The organism is Rhodanobacter spathiphylli B39, assembly GCF_000264295.1.
Taxonomy (GTDB): domain Bacteria; phylum Pseudomonadota; class Gammaproteobacteria; order Xanthomonadales; family Rhodanobacteraceae; genus Rhodanobacter; species Rhodanobacter spathiphylli.
On record NZ_AJXT01000012.1, the window covers coordinates 62472 to 86010 of the forward strand.

General features: G+C 65.9%; 21 protein-coding genes. 9 read left to right on the plus strand and 12 right to left on the minus strand.

The window, feature by feature from the left end; translation table 11 throughout:
- Positions 1 to 14 precede the first annotated feature (14 nt).
- Together UU7_RS06955 and UU7_RS06960 are read left to right on the plus strand one after the other, a co-directional pair.
- Positions 15 to 635, plus strand: a complete 621-nt coding sequence (locus UU7_RS06955) for a DedA family protein (protein WP_007806717.1) — start codon at positions 15 to 17, stop codon at positions 633 to 635.
- Between the two features lie 9 nt (positions 636 to 644).
- Positions 645 to 1646 carry a bile acid:sodium symporter family protein gene (locus UU7_RS06960; RefSeq protein ID WP_007806718.1) on the plus strand — a complete coding sequence of 334 codons (1002 nt, stop codon included), beginning with the start codon at positions 645 to 647 and terminating at the stop codon, positions 1644 to 1646.
- Between the two features lie 292 nt (positions 1647 to 1938).
- Here the strand turns inward: UU7_RS06960 and mgtA are convergent, their stop codons facing one another.
- The gene (gene mgtA / locus UU7_RS06965) at positions 1939 to 4572 is read right to left on the minus strand and encodes a magnesium-translocating P-type ATPase (RefSeq protein WP_007806719.1); all 2634 of its coding nucleotides are present in this window, start codon (positions 4570 to 4572) and stop codon (positions 1939 to 1941) included.
- 186 nt (positions 4573 to 4758) lie between these two features.
- The gene (locus UU7_RS18280) at positions 4759 to 4983 is read right to left on the minus strand and encodes a hypothetical protein (protein WP_007806720.1); all 225 of its coding nucleotides are present in this window, start codon (positions 4981 to 4983) and stop codon (positions 4759 to 4761) included.
- Between the two features lie 393 nt (positions 4984 to 5376).
- On the opposite strand from UU7_RS18280, the gene UU7_RS06970 reads away from it, so the two are divergent.
- Positions 5377 to 6969, plus strand: coding sequence for a tetratricopeptide repeat-containing sulfotransferase family protein (locus UU7_RS06970; protein ID WP_007806721.1), 1593 nt, complete (start codon positions 5377 to 5379; stop codon positions 6967 to 6969).
- A 65-nt stretch (positions 6970 to 7034) separates the two neighbouring features.
- Here the strand turns inward: UU7_RS06970 and cyoE are convergent, their stop codons facing one another.
- The 5 genes from cyoE to UU7_RS06995 all read right to left on the minus strand — a co-directional run bounded on the left by cyoE (position 7035) and on the right by UU7_RS06995 (position 11050).
- The gene (gene cyoE, locus UU7_RS06975) at positions 7035 to 7940 is read right to left on the minus strand and encodes a heme o synthase (protein ID WP_040673010.1); all 906 of its coding nucleotides are present in this window, start codon (positions 7938 to 7940) and stop codon (positions 7035 to 7037) included.
- 77 nt (positions 7941 to 8017) lie between these two features.
- Positions 8018 to 8428 (minus strand): EF-hand domain-containing protein, encoded by a 411-nt coding sequence (locus tag UU7_RS06980; RefSeq protein WP_007806726.1) that lies wholly within the window; start codon positions 8426 to 8428, stop codon positions 8018 to 8020.
- A gap of 128 nt (positions 8429 to 8556) precedes the next feature.
- Complete coding sequence (locus UU7_RS06985) at positions 8557 to 9717, minus strand: COX15/CtaA family protein (RefSeq protein ID WP_007806728.1); 1161 nt, start codon at positions 9715 to 9717, stop codon at positions 8557 to 8559.
- A complete protein-coding gene (locus UU7_RS06990; RefSeq protein WP_007806730.1) occupies positions 9717 to 10289 on the minus strand; it encodes a hypothetical protein in 573 nt (190 codons plus the stop codon). Before UU7_RS06990 ends, UU7_RS06985 begins: the two co-directional genes overlap by 1 nt.
- Positions 10286 to 11050 (minus strand): SURF1 family protein, encoded by a 765-nt coding sequence (locus UU7_RS06995; protein ID WP_007806732.1) that lies wholly within the window; start codon positions 11048 to 11050, stop codon positions 10286 to 10288. The genes UU7_RS06990 and UU7_RS06995 overlap by 4 nt, the downstream gene beginning before the upstream one ends.
- A gap of 59 nt (positions 11051 to 11109) precedes the next feature.
- On the opposite strand from UU7_RS06995, the gene UU7_RS07000 reads away from it, so the two are divergent.
- A complete protein-coding gene (locus UU7_RS07000; RefSeq protein WP_007806734.1) occupies positions 11110 to 11325 on the plus strand; it encodes a twin transmembrane helix small protein in 216 nt (71 codons plus the stop codon).
- A gap of 178 nt (positions 11326 to 11503) precedes the next feature.
- Here UU7_RS07000 and UU7_RS07005 read toward each other — a convergent pair whose 3' ends face one another.
- The 5 genes from UU7_RS07005 to UU7_RS07020 all read right to left on the minus strand — a co-directional run bounded on the left by UU7_RS07005 (position 11504) and on the right by UU7_RS07020 (position 15762).
- On the minus strand, positions 11504 to 12391 hold the full coding sequence (locus UU7_RS07005; RefSeq protein ID WP_007806736.1) for a cytochrome c oxidase subunit 3: 888 nt from the start codon (positions 12389 to 12391) through the stop codon (positions 11504 to 11506).
- A 114-nt stretch (positions 12392 to 12505) separates the two neighbouring features.
- A complete protein-coding gene (locus UU7_RS18285) occupies positions 12506 to 12649 on the minus strand; it encodes a hypothetical protein (RefSeq protein ID WP_157581966.1) in 144 nt (47 codons plus the stop codon).
- A gap of 55 nt (positions 12650 to 12704) precedes the next feature.
- The gene (gene ctaD, locus UU7_RS07010; RefSeq protein WP_007806738.1) at positions 12705 to 14321 is read right to left on the minus strand and encodes a cytochrome c oxidase subunit I; all 1617 of its coding nucleotides are present in this window, start codon (positions 14319 to 14321) and stop codon (positions 12705 to 12707) included.
- A gap of 68 nt (positions 14322 to 14389) precedes the next feature.
- Entirely contained in the window at positions 14390 to 15301 is a 912-nt protein-coding gene (gene coxB, locus UU7_RS07015; RefSeq protein WP_040673014.1) for a cytochrome c oxidase subunit II, read from the minus strand.
- Positions 15298 to 15762 (minus strand): DUF2244 domain-containing protein, encoded by a 465-nt coding sequence (locus UU7_RS07020; RefSeq protein WP_007806741.1) that lies wholly within the window; start codon positions 15760 to 15762, stop codon positions 15298 to 15300. Before UU7_RS07020 ends, coxB begins: the two co-directional genes overlap by 4 nt.
- Positions 15763 to 16022: 260 nt before the next feature.
- On the opposite strand from UU7_RS07020, the gene putA reads away from it, so the two are divergent.
- From putA to UU7_RS07045, 5 genes are all read left to right on the plus strand, one after another.
- Positions 16023 to 19211, plus strand: coding sequence for a bifunctional proline dehydrogenase/L-glutamate gamma-semialdehyde dehydrogenase PutA (gene putA / locus UU7_RS07025; protein WP_007806742.1), 3189 nt, complete (start codon positions 16023 to 16025; stop codon positions 19209 to 19211).
- A 171-nt stretch (positions 19212 to 19382) separates the two neighbouring features.
- Positions 19383 to 19574: a hypothetical protein gene (locus UU7_RS07030; RefSeq protein ID WP_007806744.1), complete on the plus strand. Its 192-nt coding sequence runs from the start codon at positions 19383 to 19385 to the stop codon at positions 19572 to 19574.
- Between the two features lie 199 nt (positions 19575 to 19773).
- On the plus strand, positions 19774 to 20859 hold the full coding sequence (locus UU7_RS07035; RefSeq protein ID WP_007806746.1) for an AraC family transcriptional regulator: 1086 nt from the start codon (positions 19774 to 19776) through the stop codon (positions 20857 to 20859).
- 212 nt (positions 20860 to 21071) lie between these two features.
- Positions 21072 to 22307: a parallel beta-helix domain-containing protein gene (locus UU7_RS07040; protein WP_007806748.1), complete on the plus strand. Its 1236-nt coding sequence runs from the start codon at positions 21072 to 21074 to the stop codon at positions 22305 to 22307.
- Complete coding sequence (locus UU7_RS07045; RefSeq protein WP_007806751.1) at positions 22304 to 23470, plus strand: SO2930 family diheme c-type cytochrome; 1167 nt, start codon at positions 22304 to 22306, stop codon at positions 23468 to 23470. Before UU7_RS07040 ends, UU7_RS07045 begins: the two co-directional genes overlap by 4 nt.
- The last annotated feature ends 69 nt before the right edge of the window (positions 23471 to 23539 follow it).

Here is a 23539-nt window from a genome sequence, read left to right on the forward strand (position 1 = left end):
GCACGGGATTACTGATGGATCTGTTGCAACACCTCGTCACGATTTTTGCCGAGAACGGCTACGTTGCCGTCTTCCTCGCGCTGATGATCTGTGGCGCCGGCCTGCCGCTGCCCGAAGACATCACCCTGGTCGCCGGCGGCGTGATCGCCGGGCTGGGCTATGCAAACGTCCACGTGATGGTCGCCCTGGCGATGTTCGGCGTGCTGCTGGGCGACTGCGCGATCTTCCTGCTGGGCCACCATTACGGCGCGCGCATCCTGAAGTGGCGTTTCGTGGCGCGCATCCTCACGCCCTCGCGCTACTGCAAGGTGCAGGACAAGTTCCAGCGCTACGGCAACCGCGTGCTGTTCTTCGCCCGCTTCCTGCCCGGCATGCGCACCACCATCTACCTCACCGCCGGCATGACCCATCGCGTGTCGTTCCTGCGCTTCCTGCTGATCGACACCGTGGCCGCGCTGATCAGCGTGCCGTTCTGGGTCTACCTAGGCTTCCTGGGCGCCGACAACCATGCATGGCTGGTGAAGTGGATCCATCGCGGCCAGAGCAGCCTGTGGGCCCTGGTCGGCATTCTCGCGCTGATCGGACTGGTGCTGTGGTGGCGCCGGAAGCACCGCGACCAGTGCGGGCTGGACTGACTACCCGACATGTCGTCGCGTCGCCTGCTGCCGGACCCTTTCACCCTCGCCCTGCTCGCCACCGTCATGCTGGCCTCGCTGCTGCCTTGCCGTGGCGAGCTGGCGCGGATCTTCGACGGGATCACCGACGCGGCCATCGCGCTGCTGTTCTTCCTGCACGGCGCCAAGCTGCCACGCTCGGCCATCATGCAGGGGCTGAGCCACTGGCGGCTGCACCTCACCGTATTCACCGGCACCTTCGTGCTGTTCCCGCTGCTGGGCCTGGCGCTGCGACCATTGGGCCACGCGCTGCTCACGCCGGATCTCTACCTCGGTCTGCTGTTCGTCTGCGCGCTGCCCTCGACCGTGCAATCGTCGATCGCGTTCACCTCGATCGCCGGCGGCAATGTCCCGGCCGCCGTGGTCAGCGCCTCGATGTCGAACCTGATCGGCATCGCGCTGACCCCGCTGCTGGTCGGCCTGCTGCTGGCCACCCGCGGCGGCGGCGCCTCGTGGCAAGGCGTGCTGGACATCGTGCTGCAGTTGCTGCTGCCGTTCGCGCTCGGCCATGGCGCGCGGCGCTGGATCGGTGGCTGGATCGATCGGCACAAGCCCGTGCTCGGCTACACCGACCGCGGCACGATCCTGCTGGTGGTCTACACCGCCTTCAGCGCGGCAGTGGTCGAAGGCCTGTGGCGCGACACGCCGCTCTCGGCGCTGCTGTCCACCCTGGCGATGTGCGGCCTGTTGCTGGCGCTGATGATGCCCATCCTGGCCTGCGCCGCACGACGGCTGGGCTTCTCCCGCGAGGACGAGATCACGATCGTCTTCTGCGGTTCGAAGAAGAGCATGGCCAGCGGCATCCCGATGGCCAAGATCCTGTTCGCCGGCCAGCTCGGCGGCCTCGGCGCGCTGGTGCTGCCGCTGATGATCTTCCATCAGCTGCAACTGGTGGTGTGCGCAGTGGTGGCGCGTCGATATGCGACGCGCGGGGTGCGCCGCGTTGGCGAGGATGATCGCGACGCGGATTGATTCGGGGGTGTCGTCGAGCGGTTGTTTCGCACGCGATGCTTTTGCTGGATTCAGACGTCATCCTGCAGAGGGCACGTTACTTTTCTCCTTACCGATGCGACTCAAAAGCTCAAGTGCAGAGCGGTCGATCGCCTTCGGCGACCGAGTCACTTTTCTCTTGCGTGGCCACTCAGAGAAAGGTGGCTCGGCTGCCATAGGCAGACGAAAGCTTTTCGCTTTGAATGCTACGGGCAAAGCAAGAGCATCGCGCACAGAATGAACTTCGACAAAAAAGGCCGGAGCGCCGAGCGGGTCATAGCCAGCGGCCGTACCGTCGGATGTAGATCAGTTTCATCAGCTGGGTGAGCACGCAGTAGCTGACCAGGGTCAGCGCCAGCCAGGCGAAATACATCGGTGGCAGGGGTGCCATGCCGATCTTCGCGCCCAGTGCGCTGAACGGGATAAGCATGCCGATCACGATGACCGCGAGGGTCAGGCCCAGCACCGGAGCGGCGGCAATGCTTTGCACGAACGGGATGCGCCGGGTGCGGATCATGTGCACGATCAGAGTCTGCGACAGCAGGCCCTCGATGAACCAGCCGGACTGGAACAGCGACTGGTGGGCGACCGTGCTGGCGCCGAAGACGTGCCACATCAGCCAGAACGTGGTGATGTCGAAGATCGAGCTGACCGGGCCGATCCACACCATGAAACGGCCGATGTCGCCGGCATCCCACTTGCGCGGCCGGCTCAGGTATTCCTCGTCCATGCGGTCGAACGGAATCGACAGCTGCGAGATGTCGTACAGCAGGTTCTGCACCAGGATCTGCAGCGGCAGCATCGGCAGGAACGGCAGGAAGGCGCTGGCCACCAGCACGCTGAACACGTTGCCGAAGTTCGAGCTGGCGGTCATCTTGATGTACTTCATGATGTTGCCGAAGGTGACGCGTCCTTCCAGCACGCCCTCCTCCAGCACCATCAGGTTCTTTTCCAGCAGGATGATGTCGGCCGATTCCTTGGCGATGTCGGTGGCGGTATCCACCGAGATGCCGACGTCGGCGTCGTGCAGTGCCGGCGCATCGTTGATGCCGTCGCCGAGGAAGCCGACGGTGTGGCCGAGCCGCTGCAGCGAACGCACCACGCGGGCCTTCTGCAACGGCGACATCTTGGCGAACACGGTGACACGTGCCACCAGGGTGTCCAGTGCGGCATCGTCCAGAACCTCGATCTCGCGGCCCTCGACCGAATGGGTGACGTCGAGCCCGACCTCGCGGCAGATCTTGCGTGTCACCGCCTCGTTGTCGCCGGTGATCACCTTGACCTCGACGCCGTGCTGGTTGAGCGCGCGAATCGCGGTGGCGGCCGAATCCTTCGGCGGATCGAGGAAGGCCAGGCAGCCAACCGCGACCAGACCGCTTTCGTCGGCCACGCCGTAGGGGCGCGCGTGCGCGGGTTCGCGCCGCACCGCGACCACCAGCACGCGCAGGCCATCCTCGTTGAGGCGGTGGGTCATCGCCTTGATCTCGCGGCGGCGCTCGTCGGTCAGCGGCTCGGTGATGTCGCCGGTTTTCGCGAATGCGCAGATCGACAGCATCTCCTCGACCGCGCCCTTGCAGATCAGCACATGCTCGCCGTCGCCGTCGGCGACCACCACCGACATGCGCCGGCGCTGGAAGTCGAACGGGATTTCGTCGATCACCCGATAGCGCCGGGCCGCCGACTCAAGGTCGCGATGCTCCAGCACTGCCTTGTCCATCAGGTTCTTCAGGCCGGTCTGGAAGCGGCTGTTGAGGTAGCCGTATTCCAGTGCCTCGTCCGACTCCTCGCCGTCGAGGTCGAGATGGCGCTCCAGCACGATCCTGTCCAGGGTCAGCGTGCCGGTCTTGTCGGTGCACAGCACGTCCATCGCGCCGAAGTTCTGGATCGCGTTGAGCCGCTTCACCACCACCTTGCGCCGCGACATCGCCAGCGCACCCTTGGACAGGTTCGCCGTGACGATCAGCGGCAGCATCTCCGGAGTCAGGCCCACCGCGACGGAAAGGCCGAACAGGAAGGCCTGCAGGAAGCTGCCCTTGTCGATCCAGTTGATCGCGATCACCACTGGCACCATCACCAGCATGAAGCGGATCAGCAGCCAGCTGACCGAGTTCACCCCGCGATCGAAGCTGGTCTGCACGCGCTGGCCCGACATGCTGTGCGCCAGCGAGCCCAGGTAGGTCTGCATGCCGGTGGCCACCACCACGGCGGTGGCGGTGCCGCTGACCACGTTGGTGCCCATGTAGCAGACACTGGCCAGGTCCAGCGGATTGCCGCCGTCGGCGGGATCGACGCGGGCAGGCGTGGGCGCGGACTTCTCGACCGGCAGCGATTCGCCGGTGAGGATCGCCTGGCTGATGAACAGGTCCTTGGCGCCGAGCAGGCGCAGGTCGGCAGGCACCATGTCGCCCGCACCCAGGTGCACGATGTCGCCGGCCACCAGTTCGACCACCGGCACCTCGAGCTGCTCGCTGTGGCCGTCGGAGGCGCGCCGCGTCACCGTGGCGGTGTTGCGCACCATCGCCTTCAGGCTTTCGGCGGCGCGCGTCGAACGGTATTCCTGGGTGAAGCTCAGCAGCACGCTGATGCCGACCATCACCGCAATGATCAGCGGCCCGGTGAGGTCGCCGCCGTCGGTGAACAGCTGCACGCCGGCCAGCACCAGCAGCACCACGATGAACGGGTTCCTGAAGGCGTGCAGCAGCTGCAGCGTCCAGTGGGGCGGCTTTTCGTGCGAGACCTCGTTCGCCCCGTCGCGATGCAGGCGCGCCTCGATCCGGGCGGCGTCGAGCCCGCCGGTCGAGGTTTCCAGCTCGGCCAGCAAGGCGCTGTTTTCGCGAAACGCGTGCGCGGCCACGACGGCGGCCTTGCCACCCGGGCGGTGGGCGGGCGTGGGAAGGATCTTGCTCATGTTTCGTTTCCGTGGGGCGGAATGCGATGCGGCGAAGCGCCAGCCACGTCGGGCCGACGTCACGTCAACCGGAGTTGCAGGGACTCGGAAGCTGTTTCGGCGGGCGGCGCACGGCGCCCGCCGGCGCCGGCTACGCCGGCCCTGGCGATGGCGGAGGCCACCCGGGATGGCGGATTCCGGCCTTCATCAGCGCGTGGCACCGCGGCGGTGATGACGGGAGGATTTCAGGAAGGACGCCGGTTCGCGGCGAGCGGTGCCACGGCTGTCGCGCTCTGCGCAAGCCACGTCTTGCGTGCCCGGCAGGGGCGCGGGCACGGTCACGCTGAATTCGGGCATGGCGGCCCCGCCGCGAACGGCGGGCGCGCGCCGGCCTGCAAGGTGCAGGCGGAAAAAATCGTGAAGGAGCTTCATCAGCCCATCTCCTCATGACGACGCCGGTGGCGTCCTCAGGAGTGGGCCGGACTTTCCCTAGCGGAAAGCACCAGCCGACCGCAGGCGGTCGCCGCAGGCGTTCAACTTGTTATGCGGCGCCGGCACCCGAAGCGAGCGGATGTCGACGTTGCGACTAGGGTAAACGTCCATATGCCTTGGTTAGTCAGGACAGGAAGCCGGCCGGCGCAAGCGCGCCGGAGGGCGCGCGCATTTTGGTGCGGCGCCGCGCGGGTGTCAATCGGCAAACGCCGCGTCGTTTGCCGCCATGCGAAATCGCCGTCTTGCTATATTGCCCGACTACCGCGCGCCGGGAGTGCCTGAACCGGATCGACCGCACGGCGCCGACACCAACCGAATCAGCTGCGAAATCCCATGACCAACGCGACGTCGCACCACCCCCCAGAGGAGCTCCTGGCCCAAGCCGGCGCCGCGTTGAACCGGGGGGACTCGCAGCAGGCCGGTTCGCTTGCCATGCGCGTACTGCAGGTCGATCCGCGGCACCCCGAAGCCAACTACGTGGCCGGTCTGGCAGCCATGGCTCTGCGTCGGTTGCCCCAGGCACTCGAACATCTACACAAGGCAGCGAGTTTGCAGCCACGGCATGCCGGTTATGCGGTGCAGTTCGCCCGGGCACTTGTACGCGCCCATCGCACCGGCGAAGCGTTGCAGGTTGCCAATGTCGCATTGTCCCTGGATCCCGCCGATCCGATGCTGCTGGATCTGCTGGGGACGGTCTACATGCAGTGCCATGCGCATGAGCGGGCCGGTGCACTATATCGACGGGCCGCAGGCCTGCTCCCCGACAATCCGACCTGTCGCTTCAATTACGCCACCTCGCTGGTATTGAGCGGTGATGTCGTGCTGGCCGAACGCGAGCTTGACGCCTGTCTGGCGCTGGCACCGGACTACTGGCCTGCGTACAACGTGCGTTCGCGGCTGCGCCGACAGAGCCCGGCCCGCAACCATGTCGAACACCTTCGGGCACTCGCACGGCAGGCGGATGATCCGCGTGCAAAGTTCCAACTGCACACGGCACTGGCCAAGGAATACGAAGATCTTGGCGAGTATGCCAAGGCATTTGAACATCTGGTGACCGGCAAGGCTGCAAACCGCGGCGCAAGGCAATATTCGATTCAACGCGATGAAGCTGTGGTGGAGGCGCTGATCCACCGCTTTCCCGAAGTCCAGCCGCAGCCATCGGCCTGTCTGTCCGATGAGCCAATCTTCGTCATGGGCATGCCGCGCACAGGCACCACTCTGGTCGAGCGCATTCTGTCCAGTCACCCGGAAGTCTATGCAGCGGGTGAACTGCAAAACTTCGGCGTCATGCTGGAGCGTCTTTCCGGTGGCCGCTCTCCGGTGATGCTGGATGCGAACGTGATCGATCGCACTCGCCATATTCACTGGCAGCAGCTGGGCGATCTCTATCTCTCCAGCACGCGACCCGCGACCAGCCTGAAGCCGCGATTCATCGACAAACTGCCTCACAATTTTCTCTATGCCGGCTTCATCGCGAACGCCTTGCCCAACGCGAAGATGATTTGTTTGCGACGCAATCCACTGGACAGTTGCCTCAGCAATTTTCGTGAGCCGTTTACGGAGAGTTCGCCGCTCCACGGCTACTCTTTCGACCTGCTCGACACCGGTCGCTATTACATCCTTTTCGACCGATTGATGGCGCACTGGCAACGTGTCCTGCCTGGCCGCATCCTTGAGGTGGACTATGAAACCCTGGTGACGGAGCCCGAGACCAGCACCCGCCAGTTGCTGGAACATTGCCGCCTTCCTTGGAACGACGCATGCCTGCACTCCGAGCACAACAGGGCACCCGCGACCACGGCCAGCGCAGTGCAGGTGCGCGCACCGATCCATCAGGCCGCGGTGGGGCGCTGGAAGAAGTACGCGGCACAGTTGGGCGAATTGCAGGAGCTGCTTGGCTCGGCCGGAATCAGCTCTGACCGCTGACGCGGTGTCCCGCCTCGAAGGCCATCGGAACAGCAGAACCAGCGAGCCGGAACGCGGCAGCGCGATCAGATCGCCCGCTGTTGCGCCAATTCAAGATGCATGAGCGGGTCTGTCAGCCAGTGGTCAGCCAGCAGAAACGCGAACAAGGCCATCAAATAGATGATGGAGTAGTTGAATACCTTCATCGCGTACAGCTCGTCGGGCGGATTCAACAGACGCACTGCGTAATACAGGAACGCCCCGCCCAGCACCACGGCGCCGCCGAGGTAGACCAGCCCGCTCATCCCCGTCAGCGCAGGCAACAGGGTCACCAGCACCAGCAGTACGGTGTAGAACAGAATGTGCCAGCGGGTGAACGCCACCCCGTGGGTCACCGGCAACATCGGCACCTGAGCGCGCGAATAGTCTTCGCGCCGAAAAATTGCCAGCGCCCAGAAATGCGGTGGTGTCCACACGAAGATGATCAGGCACAGCTGCAATGCATATGGATGCAGGGAACCCGTGACAGCAGTCCAGCCGAGCACCGGCGGAATGGCGCCGGCGAGGCCACCGATCACGATGTTCTGGGGCGTCGCGCGCTTGAGAAACGCGGTGTAGATCACCGCATACCCGATCAATCCGGCAAAAGTCAGCACCGCGGTCAGCGTGTTGACCAGCAGCATCAAAACCACCATCGAGGCGATTCCGAGAACTGACGCGAAGACGAAGACCTGCCTCACGTTGAGCTCTCCGGTCGCCAGCGGACGGTGCGAGGTGCGCACCATCACCTTGTCGATGCGCTGGTCGATCAGCTGGTTGAACGCGGCTGCGGAAGAAGATGCCAGCCAGATACCCAGTGTTCCGAACACCAGCGCCTGCCATTGCGGCAAACCCGGAACGGCGAGAAACATGCCAATCACGGCGCAAAACACCAACAACGCGACAATGCGTGGCTTCGTCAATTGCAGGTATTGAGAGAGATGCGGATTCACGTGAACATTCGGCAACGGGTGGCTGGCCGCGTAGTGTAATACCTCACGAGCGGAGCCGGCCGGATCGCCACCCAGGCTCACGGTGCCCCGGCAAGTTCACTGGGCATCGTGTCGGTGTAATTGGCGAACTCCGAATAGTTGAGGCGATGATCGTGATCCAGATCGTATTTTTCGAACTGCGCACGCAGGATGGTCATCTTTTCCGGAACCTCCGACCGCGTCAGCAGCATGTCGTGGTTCTTGTCCAACTGCAGGAACATGTCCGTCGACTGCAACGGCGTCATTGACGGCTTCTTGCGCGAATGGCGAAGGGCTTCGGTCGCCTTCTCGTCAAATGAATCGGCGTTCGCGGCACGTACCTGCTGACTCATTTCCAGCCGGCCGGGAGCCTGTCCCTTCTGTGCCCGCTCCTGCGCCATTGCGCTGCCGATCCCGACAAGGCAACCCAACGAGAAACCGAACAGCACCATGTACGCGTTAGTCTTCATGAGGGCACTCCTTCGCGATGGGGGTGGCATCACCACGGATACCATTGGTGGCTTGTATACCTCAACGGACATCCGCCCGACCAGATACCCCGGTTTCCGCGAGGCTTTTCAGCGTGCGGGCCCTCCCGTCAGGGCGGGGAGGTGCCTCCTGCTTGCCGCTGCGTACGCGCCAGCGTGGCCAGCAGGGTGAACAGCAGCAGGGCCGCACCGCCATTGTGTGCAGTCGCCACCGGCAGCGGCAGGCCCAGGTAGACGTTGCTGATGCCCAGCATGACCTGGATCGCCAGCGCCAGAACGATCGCCAGGCCGGCCAGGCGCAGGCCGCGCCGCGCCGCGCCAACCGCCAGCGCGCCGAGGTAGCAGAACACCACCAGCGCGCCGATCCGGTGGGCGATCTGGATCGCGCTGCGCGCGGCCATGTCCAGCACACCACCCTCGTAGTTCACGCCGATGCCGCGCCACAGCACGAAGCCTTCGTGGAAATCGGTCGGCGGCGTCCACTGGCCGAGGCATTGCGGGAACGAGCCCGGACCATAGCCGCAGGCCAGCGCGGCGTAGTTCGCGGAGGTCCAGCCGCCCAGCGCGATCTGGCAGAACAGCAGCACCACGCCGAGCGCGACCCAGCGGCGCAAGCCGGCATGCCGGTCGTCCGCCGCGGCCACGCCCGCGAAGCGCAGCGCGGCCCAGGCCAGCAAGGCGAACGTGGCCATGCCACCGAGCAGGTGGCCCATCACCACCACCGGCTTCAGCAGCAGGGTCACCGTCCACATGCCGAGCATGGCCTGGAAGATGATCACCGCCAGCGCCAGCACGCAGATCCTCCATGCGCCCGGACGCGGCAGCCGGGCCGCGGCGATCAGCGGCAGCGCGATCGCGCAGGCGGCCAGCAGCGACGACCACAGGTGTTCGCCGCGCATGTACAGGCCCACCCCGAGCGCCGCGAACAGCGCCCCGGCAACGATTGCCAGCAGCGCAGCGCGACGGCGCCAGCTCGCCAGCACGGCCAGCAGCAGCACCATCACGCCCAGGGTGCCGGCGAGGAAGCGGTGCACCTGCTCGCGCCAGGCCTTGTGCGCTTCGTACGGACGATCGGGGAAGCTCGCATCGGCGTGGGCCACCGCCTGCGCGTGCTGCGGCCAGGTCACCTGGCCGTAGCAGGTCGGCCAGTCCGGGCAGGACAGGCCGGCGTTGGACAGCCGCACGAACGCGCCGAACATCACCAGCCCGAATGCAAACACGGTGGCGAACAGGGCCAGCCAGCGCAATGCCTTCACCGCATGCCGGGACATCACTTGATCACCTTCAGCATGTCGCGCAACAGGCCGGGCACATCGAAACCTGCCGGATACAGCGACAGCGCGGTGCCATTGGACTCGACCAGCACCGCACTGATGCTGTCCGGCGTGGACGGTACATACGTGGCCAGCTTGCCTTCGACATCGCGACCGAAGATCCAGTAAGCCTGCATCGCGGTGCGCTGGTTCGCATCCGCCGGCGGCGCGCCGATGTAGAGCAGACGCAGGCGCGACTGATTGCGATTGAGCATGACCCGCGCCTTGGCAATCCCTGTCAGCGTCTCGAAGCAATGCGCCGCGCAGTCCGGGCCGGCCAGCGCCACCAGGGTGAAGCGCGGCGAGCTGTCGCGCCACGCATAGGTCTTTCCGTCAGCAAGCTCCACGCGCAACTGCTCGGCCACGAAGTTGCGCTGCGGCACGATCGCCTCGCCGTTGCCCTTGGTGCCGGGCATCCAGCCCGCCCAGCCCAGCAGGGTGGCGGCGATCATCGGTGCGGCGAAAACCAGGGCTACCAGCACCAGGAAGATTCGGCTCTTGCGCACGGCGGCGGGATCGGCAGCATTCATCGGACGTCGTCAACTCTGGTGGAATCGGGTTTGCGCGGTTTGCGCTTGCGATGCACGACCAGCAGGATCACCACCGCGGCGAGCGCAAAGGTGAACCACTGGAAGGCATAGGCCCGATGCCGCGCCGGCGGCATCGAGGAGAAATCGAGCGTGTGCACGCGCACGTAGATCGACGCGGGGTCGGCATCCAGCGCCAGCAGGTGGGGATACAGGGGCTGGCCGAGATCGCGCGCGACTTCGCTGGTGTCGAGGAAGATCGTGGTCTTTGGCCAGCCTGCCTGGCGGGCCAGCGCGTTGCCGCCCATCTCGAAACCCGACGGCGGCGGCGGCACGTACAGGCCCTGCAAGGTCACCTCGCCGGCGGGTAGCGGCGGCAGCTGGGGCGTCTTGCCATTGCCGTTGCCGGGCAGGAAGCCGAGGTCGACCAGCAGCAGACGCGAGTCGCCATGCAGCGCCAGCGGCACGAAGACCTCGACCCCGCCAAGCCCGTCGTGCTTCGGGTTGTCCAGCAGGTAGATGCGGTCGGCCAGGTAACGGCCGTGAACCCGCACCCGCGCGAAGCGATCCGCCGCCGGCATCGACGAGCCCGACGCCGGCGGGAAGTCCTGTACGGGTGCCGTGGCCGCCGCGGCATACCGTCGCAGAAGGGCTTCCTTGAAGTCGGCACGATGCAGCTGCCAGAAGCCCAGACGCACGAACAGCAAGGCTCCGGCCACGGTCAGCAGCAGCGCCCACCACGACGGACGGCGAAAACCGCTCACGCCGGGCGCCTGCCAGCGACCGCTATACTGGGCATGTCGAACTGGATCGGATCAATCACGTGGAAACCGTCTATAAATTTGCGCTGGTCGTGGTGCTGCTGGTGGTGATCTTCAGCCTCGGCCAGGCGCTGTTCTTCATGATGAAGGATCAGGACGACGACCGACGCACGGTATGGGCCCTGACCCGCCGCATCGGCCTGTCCCTGCTCCTGATCGCGATGGTGATCATCGGCTGGAAGATGGGCTGGATCCATCCGCACGACGTCGGCCAGTAATTGTAGCGGTTGTACCGCCGGCCCGCCCGCCGAGACGGACTCGCCAGCAACAAAAAACCCGCCAATGGCGGGTTTTTTGTTGTTTTCGGCCCTGCTCTCCGCGAGAGGGCCTCGCGTCGCTCTTCTGAAGAGTCCGGCCCGGACGGCCGGTCTTGCTCTTCGCGAGAAGGACCTCGCGTCAGAGAATATAGACGAACATGAACAGGCCGAGCCAGACCACGTCGACGAAGTGCCAGTACCAGGCCACGGCTTCGAAACCGAAATGGTGCTCCTTGTTGAAGTGACCCGCCAGCACGCGGAACCAGATCACCGCCAGCATGATCGTGCCCAGCGTCACGTGCAGGCCATGGAAGCCGGTCAGCATGAAGAAGGTCGAGCCATAGACGCCGCTGTGCAGGGTCAGGTTGAGCTCGCGGTAGGCCTCCATGTACTCGTGGGCCTGGAAGTACAGGAAGGTCGCGCCGAGCAGGACGGTGAGGCCCAGGAACAGCAGGATCTTGCCGCGATGGCCCGCGCGCAGCGCGTGGTGCGCGATCGTCACGGTGACGCTGGAGGTCAGCAGGATCAGCGTGTTCAGCAGCGGCAGGCCCCAGGCCGGCACGGTGTGGAAGGAACCGCCGATCTGTTCCGGGCCGTTGCCGCCGTTGGCGCCCCACGCGGCAGCGTAGTCGCTCCACAGGAACTGGTGGGTCAGCACGCCATGGCCGTCACCGCCGAGCCACGGCACGGAAAACATGCGGATGTAGAACAGCGCACCGAAGAATGCGCCGAAGAACATCACCTCGGAGAAGATGAACCACATCATGCCCATGCGGAACGAGGTGTCGACCTGGTGGCTGTAGCTGCCGGCCAGCGATTCGCGGATCACCGAGCGGAACCAGCCGAAGAACATGGCAAACACGCCGATCACGCCGACGGTCAGCACGGTCTTGCCGAAGCCGGCTTCACCGGGCGCCGCATTCAGCCAGTGCGCGGCACCGAACACGGTGAGGAACATGACCACCGCGGCCACAATCGGCCACTGGCTCTTGGCCGGTACGAAATAAGCGTCGTGCTGCTGACCCATGGTGTAACCCCGTGGATTTCTCTTGATGGCTCTGCCCCGTCGTGCCGCCCGGGGAACTGCGTGCCGGCCGCCGCCACGGCGAACCGGTGAAAACTCTGTGGCAATCGCGACCGACTACTTCATCAACACGATCTGCACGAACGAAATCAGGAAGAAGAACGCCACGATCGCCACCAGCACCGTCACGGTGCGTCGGACGCCCCGGCGGCGACTGTCGTCGCCATCGGCGACCGGAGACCTCGTCGTTTCCTGCTTCATCTGCTGCCTGTTCCTGTGCGACATCCCGGCGCTGGCCAGGATGCCGCGAAAACCGTCAATCGTTCACGTGACCGTGCGCCAGTTCGTCGTCGTTGATCACCGGCGGCACTTCGAAGGTGTGATGCGGTGCCGGCGACGGCACGGTCCACTCCAGGCCCTTGGCACCTTCCCACACGCGGTCGGTGGCCTTCTTCTTGGAGAAGAACGCGCAGTGGATCAGCACGCCGATGAAGATCAGCTGGGTGGCGCCGAACAGGAAGCCGCCGATCGAGCTGATCATGTTGAAGTTGGCGAACGCGACGTTGTAGTCGGGGATGCGGCGCGGCATGCCGGCCAGGCCAAGGAAGTGCTGCGGGAAGAACAGCACGTTGACCCAGATCACGCTGTTCCAGAAGTGCACCTTGCCCCAGAACTCGCTGTACATGTTGCCGGTCCACTTCGGCATCCAGTAGTAGGCCGCCGAGATGATCGCGAACAGCGCGCCGGTCACCAGCACGTAATGGAAATGCGCCACCACGAAATAGGTGTCGTGATACTGGAAGTCGGCCGGCACCAGCGCCAGCATCAGGCCGGAGAAGCCGCCGATGGTGAACAGGATGATGAACGCCAGCGAGAACAGCATCGGCGTCTCGAACGTCATCGAACCGCCCCACATGGTGGCGACCCAGTTGAACACCTTCACGCCGGTCGGCACCGAGATCAGCATGGTGGCGTACATGAAGAAGATTTCCGCGCCCAGCGGCAGGCCGACCGCGAACATGTGGTGCGCCCACACGATGAACGACAGGAAGGCGATGCAGGCGATCGCGAACACCATCGCTTTGTAGCCGAAGATCGGCTTGCGCGCGAAGGTCGGCACCACTTCCGAGATGATCCCGAACGCGGGCAGGATCATGATGTAGACCTCGGGATGGCCGAAGAACCAGAAGATGTGCTGGTACAGGACGGGGTCGCCGCCGCCGCCCGGGTTGAAGAAGTTGGTGCCGAAATACTTGTCGGTGAGCAGCATGGTCACCGCACCGGCCAGCACCGGCATCACGGCGATCAGCAGGAACGCGGTGATCAGCCAGCTCCACACGAACACCGGCATCTTCAGCAGGTCCATGCCCGGCGCGCGCATGTTGAGGATGGTGGCGATGATGTTGATCGCGCCCATGATCGAGCTGATGCCCATCAGGTGGACCGCGAACACCACGTAGGCCAGCGAGTCGCTCTGCAGCGCCAGCGGCGGATACATGGTCCAGCCACCGGCCGGGCCACCGCCGGGCATGAACAGGGTGGACAGCATCAGGATGAAGGCGAACGGCAGGATCCAGAACGACAGGTTGTTCATGCGCGGCAACGCCATGTCCGGCGCGCCCACCATCAGCGGGATCATCCAGTTACCGAGGCCGACGAAGGCCGGCATGATCGCGCCGAAGATCATCACCAGCGCGTGCATCGTGGTCAGCTGGTTGAAGAAGTACGGCTGCATCAGCTGCATGCCGGGCTTGAACAGCTCGGCACGGATACCCATCGCGAAGCTGCCGCCGATGAAGAACATCGTCAGCGCGAAGATCAGATACAGCGTGCCGATGTCCTTGTGGTTGGTGGACATGACCCAGCGCTGGAAGAAATTCTTCGGCGCGCCGTGGTGATCATCATGGTGATCATGGGTGGCTGCGTGGGACATGACGTACCTCTAACCTGAAAGTGGAATGCAACTGCGAAATGAAGTCGTGCCGACGAGACTGACGCGGGTCAGCCCTGCTTGCCACCGGCCGGGGTGGCGACCTGTGCGGTTTGCGGCGTGGCGGCGGGCGCGGTGGACTGCGTCTCCTGCTCGGCCAGCCACTTGGCGAAGTCCGCCTTGGACTTCACCACCACCACGATCGGCATGAAGCCGTGATCCTGGCCGCACAACTCGGCGCACTGGCCGCGATAGGTGCCCGGCGTGGTGAAGTTGGCCCACGCGGCATTGATGATTCCGGGGATCGCGTCGATCTTCCAGCCGGTCGCCGGCACCCACCAGGAGTGGATCACGTCGCCGCTGGTGATCACGAAGCGGATCTTGGTGTCGACCGGCACGACCAGCGGCTTGTCGACATTCAGCAGGTAGGTGCTTTCGTCGCCGACCTTGACCGCGAACGGGTCCATGCCCGAACCAAGCTGGCGGGTCTGGTCGCTCTGCGTATCCAGCTTGGACATGAAGCCGACCTTGTCGATCGACTTGCCCATGTAATCGACATAGTCGTAGCGCCACTTCCACTGGTAGCCGGTGACCTTGACGGTCATCTGCGAGCCGGTGGTGTCGGCCCAGCTGGTGAGGCCGCCGGTGGCCAGGTAAGCCAGGGTGATCAGGATCAGCACCGGGATGGTGGTCCAGATGACTTCCACCATGGTGTTGTGTGACCACTTCTCGGCGACCGCACCCCGCGATTTGCGGAAGCGGAACATCGCCACGAACATCGCCCCGAACACCAGCACGCCGATCACCGTGCACACGGCCAGCGAGATGTTGTTGAGGTGGTAGGCCACCGGCGACCAGGTGCTGGCGCCGCGCTCCATGTTCAGTTGCCACGGACCGGGGGCGGCCAGGGCCACGCTGCCGAACGATGCAAGGGCGAGAGCCGCCGCTGCCGTGAATGATCGCCTGATGCCGCCAGATGTCATGTCTTGCACCTTTGTTGAACCTGCTTGCGTGGCTGTCCATTGAATTCGGCCAGCAACACCATGAGTTTCTTCGACAGCTCGACGCGTTCCTGATCCGCCAGGAAAACGCCGATCTCCAGCTCGCGCCCGTGCGATGACAGCAGCAGCCGCTGGCGCCCGTTGGCGGGCTCCAGCAACACGCGCACCCAGTACGACTGGAAACGCATGCGGCGCCGGCCTGGCAGCGATTGCACCTCCAGCGACACGGCGTCGAGAGTGATGCACTCACTACGGTCACCGGCCCGCCAGGCCACGCTCAGGGCGAAGGCCACGGCGGCGGATTCAACCAGGGCAAACAGCGGAGCGAACACATTCCCCTGCCACGATCCCAGTCCAGCCGTCATCAGCACCAGCGCTACCAGAACCATGATCAGTCGACGCAGACCGCGCCGGCTGAGCGTGCGATTGGGCTTGAGCCACATCGTCACGCAGGGCAAGCCGGCGGTAGCTGGTCGAAGCACGATCATGGGGACCCGGCGTGCCTGGAACGCGGGAATGATAGGCCGCGGCGGCGCAACGGGCAAGAATGTCGCACCCCGTTGACCTGGATCACGTCTCGGGGCAGGGCTTGCGGACATGCTCGCTTCCCCTGCGGAAAGCGGCCGCAGCCGCCCGAAACGGCAGGCTGCGGCGTACAATCCCGCGCTTCCCTCCGCCCCGAGCGGATTCTGGCAAGCTTCCCGTGACCCAAGCCATTCTCAGCCCCGAACTTCCCCTCGACTGCACGCCCGCGCGCGCGCGCATCACCGCGACCTGGCTGCGCGACGAGACCGAAGCGATCAACGACCTGCTGGTCCAGGCCAGCCTGCCGCCGGCCGAACGCGAACAGGTGATCGACGTGGCCGCCGGCCTGGTCACCCGCGTGCGCTCACGCGCCAGCGACCAGAGCGCGGTCGAATCCTTCATGCGCCAGTACGACCTTTCCTCGGAGGAAGGCGTGCTACTGATGTGCGTGGCCGAAGCCCTGCTGCGCATTCCGGACAAGGCCACCGCCGACAAGCTGATCCGCGACAAGCTGGGCGACGCGGACTGGAAGAAGCACCTGGGCCAGAGCGAATCGCTGTTCGTCAACGCCTCGACCTGGGGCCTGATGCTGACCGGACACCTGGTCAACCTCGCCGAGGACACCCGCCACGACTTCACCGGCGCGCTGAAGCGGCTGGTCGGCCGCGCGGGCGAACCGGCGATCCGCCTTGCCGTGCGCCAGGCCATGCGCATCATGGGTCACCAGTTCGTGATGGGCCGCAGCATCGACGAGGCGCTCGACCGCTGCGCGAAGAAGGAATACGCGGTCTACCGCTATTCCTACGACATGCTCGGCGAGTCCGCGCTGACCGCCGCCACCGCCGAGCGCTACCAGGAAGACTACCGCCGCGCGATCGCCGCGATCGGCGCACGTGGCCCGTTCGCCAACCACACCGACGCGCCGTCGATCTCGGTGAAGCTGTCCGCGCTGCACCCGCGCTACGAAGTGGCCAAGCGCGAACTGGCCCGCCGCCAACTCACCGAGAAACTGCTGGAACTGTCGCAGCTGGCGATGAAGCATGGCATCGCGCTGTCGGTCGACGCGGAGGAAGCGGAGCGACTGGAGCTGTCGCTGGACATCATCGGCGACGTCTTCAAGCACCCGTCGCTGGAAGGCTGGAACGGCCTGGGCATCGTGGTGCAGGCGTATGCCAAGCGCACGCCGTTCGTGATCGACTGGCTGATCGAGACCGCCCGGGCCGCCAATCGCCGCTGGTACGTGCGCCTGGTCAAGGGCGCCTACTGGGATGCGGAGATCAAGCGCGCCCAGGAAAACGGCCTGGCCGGCTATCCGGTGTACACGCGCAAGCCGAACACCGACGTGTCCTACCTGGCCTGCGCCCGCAAGCTGTTCGATGCCGGCAGCGAGCTGGTCTATCCGCAGTTCGCCACCCACAACGCGCACTCGATCGCCGCCGTGCACCACCTGGCGCACGGCCGGCCGTTCGAGTTCCAGCGCCTGCACGGCATGGGCACCGACCTGTACGCCGAGGTGATCGGCCCGCAGAACCTGAACGTGCCCTGCCGCGTGTATGCGCCGGTGGGCACGCACGAGGACCTGCTGCCGTACCTGGTCCGCCGACTGCTGGAGAACGGTGCCAACACCAGCTTCGTCAATCGCGTCGTCGATGAAAGCGTGCCGGTGCGCGAGCTGGTCGCCGATCCCTGCGAGACGGTGCGCAGCTTCAGCTCCATTCCGCATCCGCGCATCCCGCTGCCGGTGAATCTCTACGGCGACAGCACCGCGCCTGCGCAGCATTCCAATTCGATCACCCGGAAGAATTCCATGGGCGTCAACTTCTCCAACGACAACGAACTGAAGGCGATGGCCGACGCGGTCAACGCAAACACCGGCCCGTGGACCGCGGCACCCTTGGTGCCAGGCGCGGGCGCGAACGGCCCGACCGTGCAGGTGACCAACCCGGCCGATCGCCGCCAGGTGGTGGGCAGCTACACCGGCGCCGACAGCGCCACCGTCGACCGGGCGCTGGGCAACGCGGTCGCCGCCCAGTTCGGCTGGGATCGCCTGCCGGCGGCCAGCCGCGCCGCGATCCTCGAACACGCCGCCGACCAGCTCGAAGCACGCCGCGGCGAGTTCATCGCGCTGTGCGTGCGCGAGGCCGGCAAGAGCCTGCCCGACGCGATCGCCGAGATCCGCGAGGCCGCCGACTTCCTGCGTTACTACGCAGCCATGGCGCGCCGCCTGTTCGGCCAGCCCGAACAGCTGCCCGGCCCCACTGGCGAGAGCAATCAGTTGTTCCTCAACGGTCGCGGCGTGTTCGTCTGCATCAGCCCGTGGAACTTCCCGCTGGCGATCTTCCTTGGCCAGGTCAGTGCCGCGCTGGCCGCCGGCAACAGCGTGATCGCCAAGCCTGCCGAGCAGACCTCGCTGATCGGCCATGCCGCGGTGAAGCTGCTGCACGAAGCCGGCGTGCCGGTTGACGTGCTGCAGTACCTGCCGGGCGACGGCGCCACCGTGGGCGCTGCGCTCACCAGGGACCCGCGCGTGGCCGGCGTCGCGTTCACCGGCTCCACCGACACCGCGTGGGCGATCAACCGCGCGCTCGCCGCTCGCAACGCACCGATCGCCGCGCTTATTGCCGAGACCGGCGGGCAGAACGCGATGATCGCCGACTCCTCCGCACTGCCCGAGCAGATCGTCAAGGACGTGATCGCCTCGGCGTTCCAGTCCGCCGGCCAGCGCTGCTCGGCCGCGCGCGTGCTGTTCGTGCAGGAAGACATCGCCGACAAGGTCACCGCCATGCTCACCGGTGCAATGGCCGAGCTGAAGGTCGGCGATCCGGGCCTGCTGTCCACCGATGTCGGCCCGGTGATCGATGAGGACGCGAAGCAGATCCTGGTCGACCACGCCGCGCGCATGGACAAGGAAGCGAAGAAGATCGGCGAGGTCGCGCTGGACCCCGCGCTCACCGCCAACGGCACCTTCTTCGCGCCGCGCGCCTACGAAATCCCCTCGCTCGCCACGCTGACCCGCGAAGTGTTCGGGCCGGTGCTGCACGTGATCCGCTGGAAGGGCAGCGAGCTGAAGCAGATCGTGGACCAGATCAACGCCACCGGCTACGGCCTCACCCTGGGCATCCACAGCCGCATCAACGACACCGTCGACTACATCGCCAGCCACGCCCGCGTCGGCAACTGCTACGTCAACCGCAACCAGATCGGTGCGGTGGTCGGCGTGCAGCCGTTCGGCGGCGAGTGCCTGTCCGGCACCGGCCCCAAGGCCGGCGGCCCGCACTACCTGCTGCGTTTCGCCGGCGAGCGCACGCTCACCGTCAACACCACGGCGGCCGGCGGCAATGCTTCACTGCTGACGATCGGCGAGTAAACCCGCGCCGGAATCCACCGGGAGATCCGGCGCATCGTCAGCGGGGCTTCATCGAGCTGAACGACAGGCGGCTTGCGGATGAACGGGAGCCGTCGAGGGCGGCTCCCGTGGGCAGCGATGCGACTACCCGCGTGCTACTTCTTGCGTCCACCGCCACGAGAGGAAGCCGCCATGCGCCGATTCATGACCACCACCCTCATCGCCGCCAGCGTGCTGGTGGGCAGCCTGTCGCTCCAGGGCTGTATCGTGGTGCCGCCGCGCGACCACGGCTACGTCGGATATCACCACGACCATGACCGCGGCCACGACAACGACCGCCGCCACGATCGCGACCGGGATCGCGACGATGACCGCTGGCACTGATCCGTGCCGGGCGCGGGTCCTGCATCGATGCGGGGCCGCATCGCCCTGATGCGCGGCGCGATGCCGTCGCGCCGATGACCCGCGCATCATCAGCCAGGTCGATGTTGTGCGGCGCGCAAACGGCGCGGCACCAGCCCATGTTATAGAGACCCTTTCGTTGCCGGCCCGTGCCGGCAGGCCTTCGTGGAGCGCTCGCAACATGGCACGTCCCGCCGGCATGATCGGCCCGTCACCCGTCACCAGCCCCGCCATCGCGAGCGATGATCCGCGCTATACCGCGGCGGAATTTCCGCCCAACAAGCTGCTCTACCTGGTGCAGCTGGCCGATGCCGCCGGCGTGGACAGCCGCCCCTGGTTTGCCGGCCTGGCGCTGAGCCGCGAGCAGATCGCCGACCCCGCCTTGCGCGTGTCGTACCGCCAGGCCAACACCTTCGTGCGTCGCGCGCTGCAGGCGCTGGATGTTCCCGATGCCGGCCTGCGCATCGGGCGCGAAGGCACCATCGGCGGCTTCGGCCTGCTCGGCCTGGCGATGATGACCTCGCGCACGCTGGGCGAGGCGATGTTCGCCGGCATCGCCCATCACAAGATCTGCGGCTGCCTGCTGGAGGTCGCCGTCGAGCCGGCCAGCGAGCGCGAAGTCGCGCTGCTGGCCTGGCCGCGCTTCGGCGACACCGAACTGATGCCGTTCTTCTGCGAGGAACTGTTCGCCAGCTGCCTGATGATCGCCCGCGAACTGGTCGGCGCCGAGCTGTGCCCGGTGCGGGCGGACTTTGCCTATCCCCGGCCCGCCTATGCCGCCAGGTATGAAGCGCTGTTCGGTTGCGAAGTGCGTTTCGGCGCGCCGCGCAACCAGTTGCTGATCGACACCCAATGGCTGGCACGACCGCTGCCCGGCTACAACCCGCTGACCGCGCAGCAGGCGCTGGCCCTGTGCGCGCAGCAGCGCACGCCGGACGGCGGCGAACCGCACCAGGAAATCGTCGCCGCGGTGGAACGCCTGCTGCGCAGCCAGCTGGCGCAGCAGCCCAGGCTCAACGACGTGGCGCGCACGCTCAACCTCAGCGAGCGCTCGCTGCGCCGCAAGCTCGCCGAGAGTGGCCGCATCTTCCGCGAGATCCACGACCGCGTGCGGGCCGAGCGGGCGCTGCAGCTGCTGCAGGCCGGCACCCTGAGCGTGGCCCAGATCGGCAGCGAGGTCGGCTTCAACGACCCGCGCGAATTCCGCCGCGCCTTCAAGCGCTGGACCGGCATGCCGCCACAGGACGCCCGCCGCAACGCGAGCTGATGGAACAGGAGTGAGTGCAGGTGGGAAATGAGAGAAGAGCCTGGTGCACCGCGCTCCAGCTTTCCCGTCTACCCACTCCTCCCCCCCATCGCCCCACCACGCTGACCGGTTTGCCCCCCGTACCCTGGCCGTTCTGCCCTCCCCCTTTGGCGTGGATTGAGGGAGAGTGGGGCCATTGTCGGCATTCGATGCCTAACGGGGAGTCCAGCAACATGCGCACATTTTTCATCACGGTGGCGATCGCCGCGGCCCTGGCTGGCTGCAGCAAGTCCGAGCCGGCGTCACAGAGCGGCACCGACGCCGGCTTCGAAGCCAGGTTGCAGGAACAGTTGCTGGACGCCAAGCCCGGCAGCGTGATCGAGATTCCCGCCGGCCACTACTCGCTGCGGCGTGGTCTCAGCCTGCGCACCGATGGCGTCACCATCAAGGGCGCCGGCATGGACAAGACCGTGCTGTCGTTCAAGGGCCAGGTGGTCGGGCCGGAAGGCCTGCTGGTCAACGCCAGCGACTTCACCATCGAGAACCTGGCGCTGGAAGACACCAAGGGCGACGCGCTGAAGATCAACCAGGGCAGGAACATCACCATTCGCGGCGTGCGCATCGAGTGGACCGGCGGCCCGAAGACCACCAACGGCGCCTACGGCCTGTATCCGGTGAAGACGCAGAACGTGCTGATCGAGAACTCGGTGGTGATCGGCGCTTCCGACGCGGGCATCTACGTGGGCCAGTCGCACGACATCATCGTGCGCAACAACCGCGCCGAGTACAACGTGGCCGGCGTGGAGATCGAGAATTCGGTGAACGCCGACGTCTACGGCAACACCGCCACCAACAACACCGGCGGCATCCTGGTGTTCAACATGCCGAACCTGTCGCAGGAAGGGCACAGCACGCGGGTGTTCAAGAACAGGATCTACGCCAACAACACGGGCAATTTCGCCGCCAAGGGCGCCGCGGTGGCCAGCGTGCCGGCCGGCTCCGGCGTGGTGGTGAACTCCAACGACAAGGTGGAGATCTTCGACAACGACATCTCCGACAACCAGACCGCGAACCTGATCATCGCCAGCTACTTCTCGACCAACTACTACAACACCCGCGGCGTCTCGCCGAACTACAACCCGTATCCGAAGGGCATCTTCATCTACGGCAACCGGCTCAAGGGCGGCGGCGACTCGCCGGACGGACTCAAGCTGAAGACGCTGAAGACGGCCATGTACGGCCTCACCGGCCACTTCCCCGACGTGCTGTGGGATGGCTACGTCGATGCGAAGAGCCTGGTCGACGGCGTGCCGCCGGCCGCCGACCGCATCTGCATCCAGGACGTCAGTGGCGTGCTGAACGCCGACGGCCCGCACGACTACAAGAGCCCCAGCAACGACATCAGGCCCTACCAGTGCACGCTGCCGAAGCTGTCGCCGGTGGTGCTGAACCCGGAGCCGAAGGCATGACGGCAGGGCGACACTGGCGTTGCGCACTTCCACTGCTGGGATGGCTGCTGCTGGCGGGATGCCAGCAGGGCATGGCGCCGGTGGCGTTCCACGCCGAGGGCCGACCGCAGAAGCTCGGTGACTGGCACGTGGTCGAGGTCCACGACGGCAAGCTGCAGCTCAACGCCGGGGTGGTGCCGTACGACCTCAACACGCCGCTGTTCACCGACTACGCGCACAAGCTGCGCACGATCTGGATGCCCGCGGGCACGTCGGCAAAATACAACCCGACCGACACCCTGGACTTCCCGGTCGGCACGGTGATCAGCAAGACCTTCTATTACCCGCGCGCCGCCGACGGCAAGGTGGGCGAGGTCCTGCGCAATGACGACTACTCGCGCGACTTCGCCGGGCAGGGCCTGGACCTGGCGCACGTGCACCTGGTCGAAACGCGCATCCTGGTCCATCGCAAGGACGGCTGGGCGGCGATTCCCTATGTGTGGAACGAGGCGCAGACCGAAGCCACCCTGGCGCGCACCGGCGCGGTGCTGCCGATGACCCTGGTCGCCGACCAGCCGGCCGCCGGCATGCCTGCCCGCGAGGACTTCAACTACGTGGTGCCCGACGAAAGCCAGTGCGCCAGCTGCCATGCGCAGGACTGGGTCAGCCGCAAGATCCATCCGATCGGACCGAAGGCGCGCCACCTCAACAAGGACTATCACTACGCCGAAGGCAGCGCCAACCAGCTCGAACACCTGGTGAAGCTGGGCTACCTCGGCGGCCTGCCCGCGGCGGCCGACATTCCGCGCGACGCGGACTGGAAAGACCCGCGCGCCCCGCTGGACGCCCGCGCCCGCGCCTACCTCGACATCAACTGCGGCCACTGCCACAACGGCAACGGCGCGGCCAACACCACCGGCCTCACGCTCGACTACGCCACGCCGGAAGACCGTCACCTGGGCATCTGCAAGCCGCCGACCGCGGCCGGCCAGGGCACCGGCGACCACTTCTTCGACATCGTGCCGGGCCAGCCGGACGAGTCGATCCTGCCGTACCGGCTGTCGTCGACCGAACCGGGCGTGATGATGCCGGAGCTCGGCCGCAGCACCGTCCATCGCGAGGGCGTGGCGCTGATCAAGGCATGGATCGCGGCGCAGCCGGGGAGCTGCGTGGCGATCCACTGATTCCAGAAGAAAACCGTGCGCGGCTGTCCACGGCCGCGTGATCCGATGCAAGGGGAGAGCACCGAATGA

What these genes read in the sequence shown, in the direction of transcription:
- UU7_RS06955 (WP_007806717.1), top strand. Translation starts at nt 15, where the DNA reads ATGGATCTGTTGCAACACCTCGTCACGATTTTTGCCGAGAACGGCTAC.
- UU7_RS06960 (WP_007806718.1), top strand. Translation starts at nt 645, where the DNA reads ATGTCGTCGCGTCGCCTGCTGCCGGACCCTTTCACCCTCGCCCTGCTC.
- mgtA (WP_007806719.1), bottom strand. Translation starts at nt 4,572, where the DNA reads ATGAGCAAGATCCTTCCCACGCCCGCCCACCGCCCGGGTGGCAAGGCC.
- UU7_RS18280 (WP_007806720.1), bottom strand. Translation starts at nt 4,983, where the DNA reads ATGAAGCTCCTTCACGATTTTTTCCGCCTGCACCTTGCAGGCCGGCGC.
- UU7_RS06970 (WP_007806721.1), top strand. Translation starts at nt 5,377, where the DNA reads ATGACCAACGCGACGTCGCACCACCCCCCAGAGGAGCTCCTGGCCCAA.
- UU7_RS06980 (WP_007806726.1), bottom strand. Translation starts at nt 8,428, where the DNA reads ATGAAGACTAACGCGTACATGGTGCTGTTCGGTTTCTCGTTGGGTTGC.
- UU7_RS06985 (WP_007806728.1), bottom strand. Translation starts at nt 9,717, where the DNA reads ATGTCCCGGCATGCGGTGAAGGCATTGCGCTGGCTGGCCCTGTTCGCC.
- UU7_RS06990 (WP_007806730.1), bottom strand. Translation starts at nt 10,289, where the DNA reads ATGAATGCTGCCGATCCCGCCGCCGTGCGCAAGAGCCGAATCTTCCTG.
- UU7_RS07005 (WP_007806736.1), bottom strand. Translation starts at nt 12,391, where the DNA reads ATGGGTCAGCAGCACGACGCTTATTTCGTACCGGCCAAGAGCCAGTGG.
- UU7_RS18285 (WP_157581966.1), bottom strand. Translation starts at nt 12,649, where the DNA reads ATGAAGCAGGAAACGACGAGGTCTCCGGTCGCCGATGGCGACGACAGT.
- ctaD (WP_007806738.1), bottom strand. Translation starts at nt 14,321, where the DNA reads ATGTCCCACGCAGCCACCCATGATCACCATGATGATCACCACGGCGCG.
- coxB (WP_040673014.1), bottom strand. Translation starts at nt 15,301, where the DNA reads ATGACATCTGGCGGCATCAGGCGATCATTCACGGCAGCGGCGGCTCTC.
- UU7_RS07020 (WP_007806741.1), bottom strand. Translation starts at nt 15,762, where the DNA reads ATGTGGCTCAAGCCCAATCGCACGCTCAGCCGGCGCGGTCTGCGTCGA.
- UU7_RS07030 (WP_007806744.1), top strand. Translation starts at nt 19,383, where the DNA reads ATGCGCCGATTCATGACCACCACCCTCATCGCCGCCAGCGTGCTGGTG.
- UU7_RS07035 (WP_007806746.1), top strand. Translation starts at nt 19,774, where the DNA reads ATGGCACGTCCCGCCGGCATGATCGGCCCGTCACCCGTCACCAGCCCC.
- UU7_RS07040 (WP_007806748.1), top strand. Translation starts at nt 21,072, where the DNA reads ATGCGCACATTTTTCATCACGGTGGCGATCGCCGCGGCCCTGGCTGGC.
- UU7_RS07045 (WP_007806751.1), top strand. Translation starts at nt 22,304, where the DNA reads ATGACGGCAGGGCGACACTGGCGTTGCGCACTTCCACTGCTGGGATGG.